The sequence below is a fragment of the Roseibium sp. genome (assembly GCF_050301095.1).
GTDB lineage: Bacteria > Pseudomonadota > Alphaproteobacteria > Rhizobiales > Stappiaceae > Roseibium.
The window spans coordinates 1-15,159 of the sequence record NZ_JBNKYW010000273.1; the positions used below are offsets into that span (position 1 = coordinate 1).

Below are 15,159 nucleotides of genomic sequence, written 5' to 3' on the forward strand. Positions count from 1 at the left end.
TGAACAACAGGTTCATACCGTCCGGTTTCTTGGTAGAACAAGCAATATCAAGGATCGTTCCGGAGGAGTCTTGTTCCGGAAGAGTCTCAAGATCAGCTTTCGTCCGCACTGTCCAGACCGGCACCGAAGATCTCAGGTCCACCGGAAGACCAGCATCTTGATCGTCCAGTTCCACCCCATCCGGCTCCACGGCCCACAAGACGAGATCCGCTGCTCGGCCCCGTTCTTCCGCCCGCCGGATGCCTTCCCTCTCGACAATGCCTTCCGTCTGGCGCAGGCCCGCCGTGTCTACCAGGGTCACGGGATAGCCGCCAAGATCCAGATGAACCTCGATCACGTCCCGGGTCGTACCCGCCTCTTCGGTGACGATAGCCACATCCCGTCCGGCAATGGCATTGAGCAGGCTTGACTTGCCGGCATTGGGTGCGCCCATCAGAACGACCTGAAGACCAGAGCGCAGACGCTCCCCGCTCTTCGAGCGTTCCAGGTGGTCGGCTATTTCCGCATGAAGTTTCACCGCCTCCGACCAGACTTCCTCGGCGACGCTGCCTGGTACATCCTCTTCATCGGCAAAATCAAAGTCCGCCTCGATCATCGCCCGCATGTGGATGAGGCGCTTGCGCCAGTCCTCATAGAGCTGCCCGAGCGCACCGCCCATCTGCCTCATGGCCTGTTTGCGCTGGCTTTCGGTCTCCGCGGCAATCAGGTCGGCGAGGCCCTCGACTTCCGTTAGGTCCATCCGGCCCCGGTCAAAGGCCCGGCGGGTGAACTCCCCTGCCTCGGCCGGACGGCAGCCTTCAAAGCTCCCCAGCACTTCCAGCAGGCTGCTGACCACAGCCCTTCCGCCATGGCATTGAAACTCGGCGACGTCTTCTCCGGTGAAGCTGGCAGGGCCCTGGAAATAGAGAACCACCGCCTCGTCCAGCACGTCCCCGGTGCGGGGGTGCCGGAGCCTGGACAACATGGCTTTGCGGGGATCCGGAACCCGGCCGCCCAAGGACGCAACGATCTCCCGTGTCCGTGGTCCGGATACCCGGATGACCGCCACACCAGAAGGCACCGCCCCACTGGAAAGTGCATAGATCGTGTCTGCCATGAGGGTCCTTCCGGGCGGTCCTTAGAGTTCGGACAGCCTCTTTATCAAGTCTCGGGGTTCACGGAAAGCCAGCGACGATCCGTTCCGCAGACGAATCGAATGAAGCTCTGTGGCCGTGGCAATGGAATTTGTTTCACGTGAATCAACGGAACTGCCCGTAATAGCGACGTGAATCGCCCGCGGCCCAGGACCCTGCAGAGCCGGTATGAAATCCACGCTGACGTGCTTCTGATGAAGTCTCCCGGGTCTCCTTTCGCGGAGATGACACAGGTGCAAGGATCAAGGGGTCTCGCTTCTCTGTGCTCGATACGGGTCCGATTCAAAATCCGGATTCACGTGAAACAGTCTAAAGGCGGATAAAGATCCGACCTCCGTGTTTCACGTGAATCTTTCGAGCCGGACGTAAGTCATCCAGTCTGTGATGTCCAGTTGCTCTTCGACAGTCGATACAGGACGTGAAGCGAGAAAGGACTTTCTTCCGGAATGCTCGGATGCCTGAAGTCTCCCTCAAGGTCTCGCGTCATCCTGATCCGCTCCATAACCTTTCGGGAGGGAGTATTGTCCGGGATCGTGAACGCAACAATCTCTTCAAGGCCAATGGTTTCAAAACCGAATCGAAGCCACTCCCGCGCTGCCTCGCTGGCATAGCCCTTTCCCCAGGACGAGCGCTTCATCCGCCAGCCGATTTCGACACACGGATCGAACGGCAGCGGCGCGGCATAGGTCGGCACGTTCAGACCGACGAATCCGAGAAACTCGCCTGTCGCCTTGTCCTCGACAGGTGCCATGCAGAAGCCATCGGTGTTTGTTTTTTCCCGGCACCGCTCAATCAGCAACTCCGATTTGTCGCGTGTCCAGGTTTCCGGAAAATACCGCATCACGTCAGGGTCCGCACAAAGCGCGGCACAGGGATCGACGTCTTCGTCCTTCCAGGGACGCAACAACAGGCGTTCCGTTTCAAGCAGAAAAGCATCACTCATGAATTCGGTTCCGAATCAAAGAAAAGGCAGGATTCACGTGAAACGTGAAAGTGCTGGAAAATCTTAACAAAACGTTAAAGGCGCAAACCCCTTCCGGGTTTGCGCCTTTGACCAAGCTCAGCGATCCGGACGGGATCAGGTGTTCATGCTGTCGAAGAACTCGTCGTTGGACTTGGTCTGCTTCAGCTTGTCGAGCAGGAACTCGATCGCGTCGACCGTGCCCATCGGATTGAGGATACGGCGCAGAACGAAGGTCTTCTTGAGACGCTCGGCCGGAACCAGAAGCTCTTCCTTGCGGGTACCGGAGCGCTGGATGTCGATCGACGGATAAACGCGCTTGTCGGAAATCTTCCGGTCCAGGATGATTTCAGAGTTACCCGTGCCCTTGAACTCTTCGAAGATGACTTCGTCCATGCGGCTGCCGGTATCGATCAGGGCCGTCGCGATGATCGTCAGCGAGCCGCCTTCCTCGATGTTACGCGCCGCACCGAAGAAGCGTTTCGGACGCTGCAGGGCGTTGGCGTCGACACCACCGGTCAGGACCTTGCCCGAGGATGGCACCACGGTGTTGTAGGCGCGGCCGAGGCGGGTGATGGAGTCGAGCAGGATGACAACGTCACGGCCATGCTCTGTCAGGCGCTTGGCCTTTTCGATCACCATTTCGGCCACCTGCACGTGACGGGCTGCCGGCTCGTCGAACGTGGAAGACACCACTTCCCCGTTCACGGTGCGCTGCATGTCGGTCACTTCTTCCGGGCGCTCGTCGATCAGGAGAACGATCAGATAGCATTCCGGATGGTTCTTGGTGATCGACCTTGCGATGTTCTGCAGGAAGACGGTTTTACCGGTCCGCGGCGGTGCGGTGATCAGCGCACGCTGACCCTTGCCGAGCGGTGCCGCGATATCGATGACCCGGGCGGAGAGATCCTTGATGGTCGGATCCTCGATCTCCATCCGGAAACGTTCGTCCGGGTACAGCGGCGTCAGGTTGTCGAAGTGAACCTTGTGCCGGGCCTTCTCCGGGTCTTCGAAATTGATCGTGTTGACTTTCAGAAGAGCAAAATAGCGCTCGCCCTCTTTCGGGCTGCGGATCTGTCCTTCAACAGTGTCCCCTGTCCGCAGCGAAAAGCGGCGGATCTGCGAGGGCGAGACGTAGATGTCGTCCGGGCCCGGCAGATAGTTCGCGTCCGGAGACCGGAGGAAGCCGAAGCCGTCCTGAAGGACTTCAACGACGCCTTCGCCGATAATCTCCACATCCTGGGCAGCAAGGTTTTTCAGGATGGCGAACATCAGCTCCTGCTTGCGCATGGTGCTTGCGTTCTCGACTTCGAGCTCCTCTGCGGTTTGCAGCAGCTCTGTCGGTGTTTTTGCTTTTAGGTCTTTGAGTTTCATTTCCCGCATCGAATAGGGGTTCTTTGGTGTTGTTATAGATAAGGTTTGGAAGGTCGTTTCCGTGCCGGATGAGATGGGTCGGCCGAAAAGTATCTGAGAGACTGTGTAGACGTGTCCAGATTGTACGGTGTTGCTGTGTAACTGAAAACGAACACAGCACCGTTCGGAAGTGGCGGGAAGATACGTTGTTTTCCGGCAAATCGCAAGATCGGAATTCTGCGGATTTTTTGGGCTTTTATACGTTGAAAACGGGCATGAAAAAGGCAGCCGGATTTCCCAGGCTGCCTATACGTAATTTCCCTTATCCGGTCAGAACGGTTTGCCGATCACCAGGATCACGATGCCGATCATCAGAACGGTCGGAACCTCGTTCAGCATGCGGTAGAACCGGGCTGGCCGTTTGTTTTCGTCCCTGGCGAAGGTCTTCACCAGCCTGCTGAAATAGCCATGAACCCCGGACAGGATGAACACCAGCGCGAACTTGGCGTGAAACCATCCGTCCCTCCAGGCCTCCAGCTCATAGGCCATCCAGAGTCCGAAGACCCAGGCGGCGATCATCGCCGGATTGATGATGGCCTTCAAAAGGCGCCGTTCCATCACTTTGAAGGTTTCCGACTGGACCGAACCGATCTCCGCATCGACGTGATAGACGAAGAGCCGCGGCAGATAGAGCATGCCAGCCATCCAGGCGATGATCGAAATGACATGCAGGGATTTGACCCACAGATAGAGATCCATCCGCCTCAGCCTTTCCTGACGAGCTCGATCATGCGGGCGACATTGTCCGGATCCGCGTCCGGCGTCACACCGTGACCCAGGTTGAAGATCAGCGGGCCCTTGTCGAATGTCTTCAGGATGTGGTTCACGCCGTCTTCCAGCGCCTTGCCGCCGGCAACCAGCCGCATCGGATCGAGATTGCCCTGGATCGGGACCTTTTTCTGAATCTCCAGCGCCAGATGATCGGGCGCCGTCCAGTCGAACCCGACAGCGTCAACGCCCGTGCCCTCGATAAAGGCTGCCATGCGGGCGGAAGAGGCTTTCGGGAAACCGATGATCTTCGCGCCGGGCCGCGCGGCCCTGACGCCGTCGACGATCCGGCGGGTCGGCTCGATGGACCAGCGTCTGAAACCGGCATCATCCAGAACGCCGGCCCAGGTGTCGAAGATCTGAAGCGCATCCGCACCCGCATCAAGCTGACGGATCAGGTAGCGGATCGAGGCCGTCACCAGCTCGTCGATGAAGCGCTGCATCAGATCGGGATCGCGATAGGCCCCCACCCGCGCGGCGATCTGGTCCTGGGTGGTGTGCCCGGCGACGGAATAGCACGCAACAGTCCAGGGAGCGCCACAGAAGCCAAGCAGTGTTGTTTCAGCGGGCAGCTCCGCTCGAAGGCGTGAAACCGTCTCTATGACCGGTTTGAGGTGATCCTCGGCACGATCCTGTTCCAGACGATCGATGAGATCGGAAGAAAGAGGTTCCAGAACCGGACCACGTCCTTCTTCAAAACGAACCGGATATCCGATTGCGTCAGGAACAACGAAGATGTCGGAAAACAGAATGCTCGCATCAAAACCATAACGGCGGATCGGCTGGAGTGTGACCTCGGTTGCAAGATCCGGAGAATAGCAGAACTCCAGGAAGCTCGAGGCCTTGGCACGGACCTCCCGGTATTCGGGAAGGTAGCGTCCCGCCTGACGCATCATCCAGATGGGAGGCGGCCAAAGCTTTTCTCCTGAGAGGACCCGCATAACGGCTCTGTCTTGGGATTTCATGAGGTAGCGCCTTTCCCACATTTCAAATCAAATAAGATTCTTTATTTGAATCTGTTTTTTCTATTTGTGCGTGGATTACCGGGATCATTTTCTGTCCACAATCCATCCGCCCGAATTTCTTGGCGGGAAAAATCCGGCCACTTGTTAAGCGGAATTCCTCCCCAGGAGTCGATAACAGGATTACATGCGTTTTTACAATCACTTGTCCGCTCGTTTACCTTTCGTTAAGAAATTGGGCTCTGGTGGACAATCTGTCGATATGTCACAGCCGTCTTGTGAATCCACAATCATCAACAACCGTTTCGGCGCCGCTTTGCGCGCGATCAAGCAATGTTAATAAATCATGCTGAGCGGGCATAAACTTCGTGCTAGGCAGGGTGCACGGGGAAAGACTCCCAATTCATCAACAGCCCTGGGGATGACAGCGTGAACAAGTCGAGACACTATTTCCATCTGCACCTTGTGTCCGACTCCACCGGCGAAACCCTGATGACGGTGGCCCGTGCGGCAACGGTTCAATATGAAAACGTCCAGGAAATCGAGCACGTCTACCCGCTCGTGCGCTCCCAGAAGCAGCTCGACCGGGTCATCAGCGAAATCGAGAAGGCGCCAGGCATCGTTCTCTATACGCTGGTCGACGAGGACATCGCCGGCCGACTGGAACAGAAGTGCCGGGAACTCGGCGTTCCCTTTGTCAACATCCTGGATCCGGTCTTCGCGGTGTTCCAGTCCTATCTGAATGTGACGCAAACCCACCGGGTCGGCGGCCAGCACGAACTGGATGCGGAGTATTTCCGCCGCATGGAAGCGCTCAACTACACCATGATACATGATGACGGGCAGATCTGGGACGATCTGGAGTCGGCGGATATCGTGCTGATCGGCATTTCCCGGACCTCAAAGACGCCCACCTGCATCTATCTGGCGAACCGTGGCATCAAGGCGGCCAATGTGCCGCTGGTGCCCGGCATCACGCTGCCCGATCACGTCAAGAAACTGAAGGGACCGATGATTGTCGGCCTGATCGCTTCCGTGGAACGCATTCACCAGATCCGCCGGAACCGGGTCTTGTCCCTGAATTCGGACGGCTATAACGACACTTATGTCGACCGGAAGGAAATTTCCCAGGAAATCAACATGACGCGCCGGCTGTGCACGGAGCACGGCTGGCCACTGATCGATGTGTCCCGCCGCTCCGTGGAGGAAACGGCCGCCGAAATTCTGACCCTTTTCAAGGATCACCAGTACAGGCGGGAAAGCGGGTCGAAAAGCTGACTCTGGGAAGATCACTCAGGAGGTATTGATGGCACTTGTATTGGCGAGCGGCAGCAGGATCCGTGCCGAGCTTTTGAAAAACGCCGGGCTCGAATTCGAGGTCGATCCGGCCGACGTCGATGAACGTGCGGTGGAAGCCCCGCTGCTGGAAGCCGGTTTTCCGCCAGAAGATCTGGCGAGCGTACTGGCGGAGGCAAAGGCCAACGATGTCAGCACCCGCCGCCCCGGCGATCTCGTCATTGGGGCCGACCAGGTGCTTGCCTTCGAGGGCGAACGGCGCACCAAACCGGAAGACATGGAAGCCGCCCGGCGCCAGCTTCTGGCCTTTTCGGGAAAAACCCACGAACTTCATTCCAGTGTAGTGATTTCAAGGGACGGCGAAGCCTTCTGGCGTCATGTCTCCACCGCCCGCCTGACCATGCGCGACCTCTCGCCGCAATTCGTCGGCCATTATCTGGCTGCCGCCGGTGATGCCGTGCTCTCGAGCGTCGGCGCCTATCAGCTGGAAAACATCGGCGTTCAGCTCTTCGAACGGATCGACGGCGACTATTTCACCATTCTGGGCCTGCCCCTGCTGCCGCTGCTGGGTGAATTGCGGTCCCTTGGAGTGATCGAAGCATGAGCGAAACACCGAAAAAGGCCGCGATCACCGGTCACCCGGTCGCGCATTCCAGATCGCCGCTCGTTCACGGTTATTGGCTGAAAAAGCATGGCATCGACGGGGACTATGGCCGGGTGGACGTTGCTCCGGAGGAAGCGCAGGCCTTCTACCGGAATTTTGCTGCCTCCGGCCTGACCGGTGCGAATGTCACCGTGCCACACAAGGAAACGGCGGCAGTGGCCTGCGACCAACTGGACGAAGCCGCCCGGACCATGGGCGCGGCCAATACCATCTGGCTGGACGAGGACGGCCGGCTGTGCGGCGCGAATACGGATTGGGAAGGCTTTCTCGGCAATCTGGATCAAGGCGCTCCAGGTTGGGATGCCAGACCCGGAACAGCAGTCGTTTTGGGGGCGGGCGGCGCGGCCCGGGCGATTGTCTTCGCGCTTCTTGCCCGGAAATTCACACATGTGCATATCGTCAACCGGACTGTCGAAAAAGCGCAGAAAATTGTCGATGAATTTGGTTCCAGAACGAGCGCTCATGGTTGGGATAACCTGGGGAAGTTGCTTGGAAAAGCGGATCTTCTTGTCAACACCACGGCACTTGGCATGACCGGCAAACCGCTCCTGGAAATCGACCTCTCGGAACTGTCCAAAACCGCGCTGGTCACCGATGCCGTCTACGTGCCGCTCGAAACGGATCTGCTCAAACAGGCGAGTGCCAGGGGCAATCCTACGGTCGATGGCCTCGGCATGCTGCTTCATCAGGCCGTGCCCGGTTTCGAGCGCTGGTTCGGGGTCCGGCCAGAGGTTGATGACGATCTTCGGGCCTTGGTCCTGAAGGATCTCGGAGCGGCCTCGTGATCCGCATCGGCCTCACCGGCTCCATCGGCATGGGCAAGTCGACCACCGCCAAAATGTTCGCCGAAGAAGGCGTTCCGGTGCATGACGCCGATGCCACGGTGCATGTGCTCTATGCCGGCCGCGCCGCCCCGCTGATCGAGGCGGCCTTTCCCGGAACCGTCGTTGACGGCAAGGTCGACCGCACCCTGCTCTCGCCTCATGTGCTCGGCAAGCCGGAAGCCATGAAGAAACTCGAAGCCATCGTGCACCCGCTCGTGCGCGAGGAGGAGCAGGCGTTCCTGGAACGCGCGCGATCCGGCCACCGTCGGATCGTCATGCTGGACATTCCGCTGCTTTTCGAGACAAGCGGCCATGACCGCGTGGACGCCATCGTGGTGGTCACCGCAGACGCGGATATCCAGCGCGCGCGCGTGCTTGCCCGGCCCGGCATGAGCGGGGAACGGTTTCAGTCCATCTTAAGCAAACAGATGCCGGACGCGGAAAAACGCCGCCGCGCGCATTTCCTGATCGATACGGGCCTGGGAATGGAGTCGGCAAGACGGTCGGTTAAAGCCATTCTGAAAGCGCTGGCTTCTTGCGGATAAGCTATTGAGTTCCCGCTATTTTTGAACAGTAGATGTCCCGGGTAGCCTCGGTTTCGAAACATTCGGAACCGGCCTCGATATCGGCAGGCACCGGCACCTCCCTTGCGGGCTGCTCATTGACCGTGTCGCCCTCGTCGCTGAGCCGGATGGTCGTCTTGCCGCCGTCCGGCCACACCAGCACATAGGTCGCAGAAAAGGCATTTGCACTCACCTCGATCCTGCAGTTTTGCACCGTCAGGCTGTTTCCCGCCAGAATGGAACAGAGACCTTCATGGGTTTCGACACCAGCAGCACCAACTTGGCTGGCAGTGGTGGCGATCAGGGTGGCCATGGCGAGTTGGATCGGAATTCGCATCACAGGCTCCTTGCCATTCCTGCCCCGCCGGGTCCGGGCCCGTTCGGTCAGGATTGGCTGTTTAGCTGAAGACCGGGGAAAAACAGCGTGCGGCCTTGCGCCGTTGCGGTCAACCTGCACAGTGAATTCAAAGGCAAAAGGCTAAGAAGATGCGCGAAATTTCCTTCGATACGGAAACCACCGGTCTGAACCCGCGCGGCGGCGACCGGCTGGTGGAAATCGGTGGTGTGGAGCTGATCAACCACATCGCGACCGGCAATTCCTATCATGTCTACATCAATCCGCAGCGCGACATGCCGGAGGAAGCCTTCCGGGTGCACGGTCTTTCGGCCGAATTCCTGTCCGACAAGCCCTTGTTCGAGCATGTCGCCGACGAGTTTCTGGAATTTGTCGGCGATGCCACGCTGGTGATCCACAACGCGGCTTTCGACATGGGCTTCATCAATGAGGAATTGAAGCGGGCCGGACGGCGCACCATTCCGAACACGCAGGTCCTCGACACGCTGGAGATTGCCCGCCGCAAGCACCCGACCGGCCCGAATTCTCTCGACGCGCTCTGCTCGCGTTATGGCATCGACAATTCCAAGCGCGTCAAACACGGCGCGCTTCTCGATGCGGAAATCCTGGCGGAAGTCTATCTGGAACTGATCGGCGGCCGCCAGACAGCCCTCGGCCTGGTGCCGGAAGAAGAAGAAATGTCTTCCGGTGGCCAGTCCACGGCCCCCGGCGAACTCGGCACCTTCAATGCAAGAAAACGCCCCAATCCGCTCGCACCTCTTCTCCAGGGCAACGAACTGGAAGCGCACAAGGCCTTCATCGAAGGCATGGGCGAGAATGCGATCTGGGGAAAATACGGCGGCTGACGGGCCATCCGACCCGTTTCCGATTTCATTTTCCGGCTGCCGGAGACGGATCTCCGGCTTGTTAAGCGAAAACTGATCTCGTCAGAGCATCGACGGCAGCACGCGGTCGGGCGGGCGGTGGCCGTCCATGAAGGTCTTGATGTTGATGATGACCTTCTCGCCCATCTCGATACGGCCTTCGATGGTTGCCGAACCCATATGCGGCAGCAGCAGGACGTTGTCCATGTTTGCCAGCTTCGGATTGACCGCCGGTTCGTGTTCGAACACGTCAAGGCCGGCTCCGGCAAGTTCTCCGGCCTCAAGCAAGCGGATCAGGGCGTTCTCGTCGATCACTTCGCCGCGGGCGGTGTTGACGATGTAGGCGTCCTTCTTCATCAGCTTCAGGCGCCGGGCGGACAGGAGATGGAAGGTAGCGGGCGTGTGCGGGCAGTGGACGGAAACAACGTCCATGCGCGCCAGCATCTGGTCGAGGCTTTCCCAGTAGGTCGCCTCCAGCTCTTCCTCGACGCCTTCGGAAACCCGGCGGCGGTTGTGGTAATGGATCGACATGCCGAAAGCCTTCGCCCGGCGGGCGACGGCCTGGCCGATGCGGCCCATGCCGATGATGCCAAGCCGCTTGCCCCAGATCCGGTGGCCCAGCATCCAGGTCGGCGACCAGCCGGCCCAGTTGCCCTCTTCCAGCGCCTTGATGCCTGAGGCAAGACGCCGCGGCACCGCCAGCATCAGCGCCATGGTCATGTCCGCTGTATCTTCGGTCAGCACGCCCGGTGTGTTGGTCACGTTGATGCCGCGGTTGTTGGCGGTGACCACATCGATGTTGTCGACACCATTGCCGAAATTGGCGATCAGCTTCAGGTTCTCGCCTGCCTGGGACAGGACGGACGAATCGATCCTGTCGGTCACCGTGGGCACAAGCACATCGGCCGTGCGGACGGCTTCCACAAGTTCCGCCTGGCTAAAAGGCCTGTCATGCTCATTCAGACGCGTTTCGAAAAGTTCGCGCATCCTTGTTTCGACGACATCCGGAAGTTTCCGGGTCACGACGACGACAGGCTTCTTTTTCGCCATACCAACTGCCTTTCGCGCTACGTTGAGGCTTTGTTAACCCCAACGGATTCACCTTGACGCTGCGCGTTGCGCGAGCGGAAGAGACCACACTCATTCCTTACCAGATGGTCCGCCAGAAACAAGGGACCAGAAACAAGGGATCGGTTTCAATCGCCGCACATTGCGAACCGGTCAAACCGGCCCGCTGGTTTTCGCGCCGGTTTTTCGATAAAGGTTTGCCCCAAGTTAACCGTCAATAACAGTTGGACAACTGGACAATATGGCACGTTCGATTCCAGGCACCCGCCTTTACACCCGTTTTTTCGCCGGTCTCCTTCTGGGTTCGGCCGTGCTCCTGGCGGCTACGGGCGGTACGTTGGTACCGGCAATGGCGCAAGGGTCGTCGGTCGGGGAAAGCGGGCTTCCGTTGCCGCGCTTCGTCAGCCTGAAGTCCGACCGGGTGAACGTGCGGGTCGGTCCCTCGCGGGAATATAACATCGCCTGGACATTCGTTCACACCGGGCTTCCCGTTGAAATCATCAACGAATTCGAAAACTGGCGCCAGATCCGGGACTGGGAGGGCAAGCAGGGCTGGGTGTTCCGCTCGCTGCTGTCCGGCCGGCGCACCGCACTGGTCACGCCCTGGGAGAAGAGCGACCGCACACCGCTGCGGGCCCGTTCCCGCTCGGATGCGGATATTGTCGCGGAACTCGATCCCTTTGTCCTGACAACCGTCTCCGAATGCGCCGGCGGCTGGTGCAGGGTCAGCGGCGAGAATTACGAAGGCTGGCTCGACCAGACTCGCCTCTTCGGAGTGTACCCGGACGAGCTGATCGATGATTGATCCGGATATTGCGACGATCCGGCAAGCAGGATCCGCAAACTGCGCCATTCAGATGAATCAACGAATACTCTCATCCTGAGGAGGACCGTGAGGTCCGTTCCGAAGGATGGGACGCTTGTTTGGAGTCTGCCGCCCATCCATCGGGACAGCGCTCCGCGCTACCTCAGGATGAGGACCAGCCAAGTGGAATTCCCCAATAAAAAAAGGCGGCCAACCGGCCGCCTTTTCGATTTCAAGACAATCCGAAAGGTCTCAGTCGGCCTTGACTTCCTGTACCTTCAGTTCTTCCAGGCGCGGCATCGACATGATGTTGTAGCCGCTGTCGACGAAATGCACTTCGCCGGTGACGCCGCCGGAAAGATCCGACAGGAGATAAAGGCCGGTTCCGCCGATCTCGTCCAGGGATACCGTCCGGCACAGCGGCGAATTGCGCTTCTGGAAGTTGAACATCAGGCGCGCGTCGGAGACGCCCGACCCTGCCAGTGTGCGCACCGGACCGGCGGAGATCGCATTGACGCGGATGTTCTGCTCGCCGTAGTCGACCGCAAGGTAGCGGACGGAGGATTCCAGCGCCGCCTTGGCGACGCCCATGACGTTGTAGTTCGGCATGACCTTCGTGGAGCCGCCGTAGGTCAGCGTCACCAGGGAACCGCCGTTCGGCATCAGTTCGGCGGCGCGCTTGGCGATCTCGGTGAAGGAGAAGCATGAGATCAGCATGGTGCGGGTGAAGTTTTCCCGCGTCGTGTCGGCATATTTGCCGCGCAGTTCCGACTTGTCGGAAAAGGCGATCGCATGGACCAGGAAGTCGATGCTGCCCCACTCTTCCTTCAGCGTGCTGAAGACGCTGTCGACGGATGAGATGTCTTCAACGTCGCACGGCAGCAGAAGATTGGACCCGACGGATTCCGCCAGTGGCTTGGTGCGCCGGCCGAAAGCTTCGCCCTGATAGGTAAACGCCAGTTCCGCGCCATGATCGGCCAGGGTTTTTGCAATGCCCCACGCAATCGAATGATCATTGGCAACGCCCATGATCAGGCCGCGTTTGCCCTTCATCAATTCAGACATTTAAAACTCCTCAGCCGTGGTAGCGCGACAGTGCGAGGGATGCATTGGTGCCGCCGAAACCGAAGCTGTTGGAGAGCACGGTATCGAGACCGGCATTGTCAACACGCTCGGTGACGATCTCTTCCGGCTTCAGGGCCGGATCGAGTTCGGTGATGTTGGCGGATGCCGTGATGAAGTCGTTCTGCAGCATGAGCAGGCAGTAGATGGCTTCCTGCACGCCGGTCGCGCCCAGGCTGTGGCCGGTGAGCGACTTGGTGGAGGAGGCCGGCGGCTGGTTTTCACCGAAGACGCGGCGGATGGCCTCGATTTCGCCGACATCGCCGACCGGCGTGGAAGTGCCGTGGGTGTTGATGTAATCGACCTTGCGGTCTCCCAGCGTCTCGATGGCCAGGCGCATGCAGCGTTCGCCGCCTTCGCCGGAAGGAGCCACCATGTCGTAGCCGTCGGAGTTGGCGGCATAGCCGGTCACTTCCGCATAGATCTTGGCGCCGCGGGCCTTGGCGTGTTCCAGTTCTTCCAGAACCACCACGCCGCCGCCGCCGGCGATGACAAAACCGTCACGGGTCGCGTCATAGGCGCGCGCCGCGGTCTCGGGGGTGTCGTTGTATTTGGAGGACATGGCGCCCATGGCGTCGAAGAGGCACGACAGGGTCCAGTCGAGTTCCTCGCCACCGCCGGCAAACATCACGTCCTGCTTGCCGAACTGGATCTGTTCGGTCGCAGCGCCAATGCAGTGCGCGGAGGTCGAGCAGGCCGAGGTGATGGAATAGTTGATGCCCTTGATCTTGAACGGCGTCGCAAGGCAGGCGGAGTTGGTGGAGCTCATGCCGCGGGTCACCATGAACGGACCCATGCGCTTCGGCGAGCCCTTTTCCAGAACGATCTGGTGTGCCTGGAACAGGTTCTTCGTGGACGGACCGCCGGAGCCCATGATCAGGCCGGTACGGGTGTTGGAAACGTCATTTTCCTCCAGCCCGCTGTCGGCGATCGCCTGCTGCATGGCGATGTAGTTATAGGCCGCGCCGTCGCCCATGAAGCGCAGCTGGCGCTTGTCGATCAGGGAAGGAATGTCGACATTGGGCATTCCGTGAACCTGGCTCCGGAAACCGTGTTCCGCATAGTCGGGAGCAAAGCTGATCCCGGATTTGCCTTCCCTCAGGCTGGCGAGCACTTCTTGTGCGTTCGATCCGATGGACGACACGATTCCGATACCGGTGACGACAACGCGTCTCATTGCGGTCTCCTGTTTTTCATTCAGGCTGGGCAAGACACCCTTGGGCGGTGGTTTGCCTCATCATAGATAATGCACAAACCGGCGCTTCCAGAAAAAAGAAACGCCGGCCTTGAATTGCGTACTTCCGATAAAAGCGTCAGGTCTTCGCCAGACCGACGCGCAAGTCGGTTGCCTTGTAGATCTGCTCGCCGTCGGCTTTCAGCCAGCCGTCGGCAATGCCGAGCACCAGCCGGCCTTTCATGATCCGTTTGAAGTCAACGCCGTATTCAACCAGCTTCACGTCCGGTGTGACCATGCCCTTGAACTTGATTTCGCCGGTGGACAGCGCCATGCCCTTGCCTTCCAGGCCAAGCCAGCCGAGGAAGAAGCCGGTCAGCTGCCACATGGCGTCAAGGCCCAGGCAGCCAGGCATCACCGGGTTGCCCTGGAAGTGGCAGGGGAAGAACCAGAGGTCCGGTTTGATATCGAATTCGGCACGGGCATAGCCCTTGTCGTATTCTCCGCCGGTTTCGGAAATTTCCGTGATCCGGTCGAACATCAGCATCGGAGGCAGGGGCAACTGGGCATTGCCAGGGCCGAAAAGCTCGCCGCGGCCGCAGGCGAGGAGAGCTTCATAGTCGTAGCTGGAGCGGCGCTCGGTCATTCAAGGTCCGTTTGTTTTTCCCGTCTCGCCAAGAGGCGAAACAAGTCTGTTTTCTCGTTCGTTTGTGGCGTCTTCGTAACACAGGGGAACCATGACCGAAAGATGTCACTTGCTCGAAGTTGCTGGCATTTCGGCTGTATTTGAAAGTTTTGCGACAATTTGAGGCCCGGGTGGCGGAGCCGGTCCAAATTCCCCGCTGCGTTTAAAACTTGCATCCTGGGGGCAAGAAATGGCAGATATAGGCCGATATCCTGCCGACTGCCGCGGGATACGGCGGCATGAACACGTTCGAATGCCGGTGAGACACGCGAAACCAGACTTGGATCAAGGTGGAATGACGACGCATATGGCAATCGCAACGGCCGGTAAGGATGTGACCGACATGCTGCGGACCGCGGGTCTGCGCCCCACGCGTCAACGTGTCTCACTCGCCGAATTGCTCTATTCCAAAGGCGACCGGCATGTGTCCGCCGAACTCCTGCACGAGGAAGCGGTGGCTGCCGATGTGCCCGTGTCGCTCGCCACGGTCTACAACACGCTGC

Annotated in this window: 17 protein-coding genes; 7 read left to right on the forward strand and 10 right to left on the reverse strand. The window is 59.3% G+C overall.

Annotated features, from left to right (window positions below; translation table 11 throughout):
• The 5 genes from mnmE to hemE form a co-directional block, all read right to left on the reverse strand.
• A partial coding sequence (gene mnmE / locus ACQY7U_RS23900; RefSeq protein WP_428650362.1) for a tRNA uridine-5-carboxymethylaminomethyl(34) synthesis GTPase MnmE occupies nt 1-1,096 on the reverse strand: 1,096 nt, incomplete at its 3' end.
• A 407-nt stretch (nt 1,097-1,503) separates the two neighbouring features.
• On the reverse strand, nt 1,504-2,076 hold the full coding sequence (locus tag ACQY7U_RS23905; RefSeq protein WP_428650365.1) for a GNAT family N-acetyltransferase: 573 nt from the start codon (nt 2,074-2,076) through the stop codon (nt 1,504-1,506).
• Nucleotides 2,077-2,211: 135 nt separating this feature from the next.
• Complete coding sequence (gene rho / locus ACQY7U_RS23910) at nt 2,212-3,477, reverse strand: transcription termination factor Rho (protein WP_428650368.1); 1,266 nt, start codon at nt 3,475-3,477, stop codon at nt 2,212-2,214.
• Between the two features lie 300 nt (nt 3,478-3,777).
• Nucleotides 3,778-4,206, reverse strand: a complete 429-nt coding sequence (gene hemJ / locus ACQY7U_RS23915) for a protoporphyrinogen oxidase HemJ (protein WP_428650371.1) — start codon at nt 4,204-4,206, stop codon at nt 3,778-3,780.
• Between the two features lie 5 nt (nt 4,207-4,211).
• Complete coding sequence (hemE, locus tag ACQY7U_RS23920) at nt 4,212-5,240, reverse strand: uroporphyrinogen decarboxylase (protein ID WP_428650373.1); 1,029 nt, start codon at nt 5,238-5,240, stop codon at nt 4,212-4,214.
• 426 nt (nt 5,241-5,666) lie between these two features.
• Between hemE and ACQY7U_RS23925 the strand changes: the two genes are divergently transcribed.
• The 4 genes from ACQY7U_RS23925 to coaE are packed head-to-tail and all read left to right on the forward strand — an operon-like array spanning nt 5,667 to nt 8,566.
• A complete protein-coding gene (locus tag ACQY7U_RS23925) occupies nt 5,667-6,515 on the forward strand; it encodes a pyruvate, water dikinase regulatory protein (protein WP_428650376.1) in 849 nt (282 codons plus the stop codon).
• Between the two features lie 28 nt (nt 6,516-6,543).
• Nucleotides 6,544-7,137 carry a Maf-like protein gene (locus ACQY7U_RS23930; protein WP_428650379.1) on the forward strand — a complete coding sequence of 198 codons (594 nt, stop codon included), beginning with the start codon at nt 6,544-6,546 and terminating at the stop codon, nt 7,135-7,137.
• Nucleotides 7,134-7,982, forward strand: coding sequence for a shikimate dehydrogenase (locus ACQY7U_RS23935; protein ID WP_428650381.1), 849 nt, complete (start codon nt 7,134-7,136; stop codon nt 7,980-7,982). The genes ACQY7U_RS23930 and ACQY7U_RS23935 overlap by 4 nt, the downstream gene beginning before the upstream one ends.
• On the forward strand, nt 7,979-8,566 hold the full coding sequence (gene coaE, locus ACQY7U_RS23940) for a dephospho-CoA kinase (protein WP_428650384.1): 588 nt from the start codon (nt 7,979-7,981) through the stop codon (nt 8,564-8,566). The genes ACQY7U_RS23935 and coaE overlap by 4 nt, the downstream gene beginning before the upstream one ends.
• 1 nt (nt 8,567) lies before the next feature.
• Here the strand turns inward: coaE and ACQY7U_RS23945 are convergent, their stop codons facing one another.
• Complete coding sequence (locus tag ACQY7U_RS23945) at nt 8,568-8,921, reverse strand: hypothetical protein (protein WP_428650387.1); 354 nt, start codon at nt 8,919-8,921, stop codon at nt 8,568-8,570.
• Between the two features lie 149 nt (nt 8,922-9,070).
• On the opposite strand from ACQY7U_RS23945, the gene dnaQ reads away from it, so the two are divergent.
• Nucleotides 9,071-9,784 (forward strand): DNA polymerase III subunit epsilon, encoded by a 714-nt coding sequence (gene dnaQ / locus ACQY7U_RS23950; protein ID WP_428650389.1) that lies wholly within the window; start codon nt 9,071-9,073, stop codon nt 9,782-9,784.
• An 81-nt stretch (nt 9,785-9,865) separates the two neighbouring features.
• Here dnaQ and ACQY7U_RS23955 read toward each other — a convergent pair whose 3' ends face one another.
• The gene (locus ACQY7U_RS23955; RefSeq protein ID WP_428650391.1) at nt 9,866-10,852 is read right to left on the reverse strand and encodes a 2-hydroxyacid dehydrogenase; all 987 of its coding nucleotides are present in this window, start codon (nt 10,850-10,852) and stop codon (nt 9,866-9,868) included.
• Between the two features lie 367 nt (nt 10,853-11,219).
• Between ACQY7U_RS23955 and ACQY7U_RS23960 the strand changes: the two genes are divergently transcribed.
• On the forward strand, nt 11,220-11,675 hold the full coding sequence (locus ACQY7U_RS23960; protein ID WP_428650405.1) for an SH3 domain-containing protein: 456 nt from the start codon (nt 11,220-11,222) through the stop codon (nt 11,673-11,675).
• A gap of 252 nt (nt 11,676-11,927) precedes the next feature.
• Here ACQY7U_RS23960 and fabI read toward each other — a convergent pair whose 3' ends face one another.
• The 3 genes from fabI to fabA all read right to left on the reverse strand — a co-directional run bounded on the left by fabI (nt 11,928) and on the right by fabA (nt 14,617).
• Nucleotides 11,928-12,740, reverse strand: coding sequence for an enoyl-ACP reductase FabI (fabI, locus tag ACQY7U_RS23965; protein WP_428650394.1), 813 nt, complete (start codon nt 12,738-12,740; stop codon nt 11,928-11,930).
• 10 nt (nt 12,741-12,750) lie between these two features.
• Nucleotides 12,751-13,974 (reverse strand): beta-ketoacyl-ACP synthase I, encoded by a 1,224-nt coding sequence (gene fabB, locus ACQY7U_RS23970; RefSeq protein WP_428650397.1) that lies wholly within the window; start codon nt 13,972-13,974, stop codon nt 12,751-12,753.
• A 136-nt stretch (nt 13,975-14,110) separates the two neighbouring features.
• Nucleotides 14,111-14,617: a 3-hydroxyacyl-[acyl-carrier-protein] dehydratase FabA gene (gene fabA / locus ACQY7U_RS23975; RefSeq protein WP_428650399.1), complete on the reverse strand. Its 507-nt coding sequence runs from the start codon at nt 14,615-14,617 to the stop codon at nt 14,111-14,113.
• A gap of 334 nt (nt 14,618-14,951) precedes the next feature.
• Here fabA and ACQY7U_RS23980 point away from each other — a divergent pair.
• On the forward strand, nt 14,952-15,159 hold a 208-nt coding region (locus ACQY7U_RS23980), incomplete at its 3' end, for a Fur family transcriptional regulator (protein WP_428650402.1).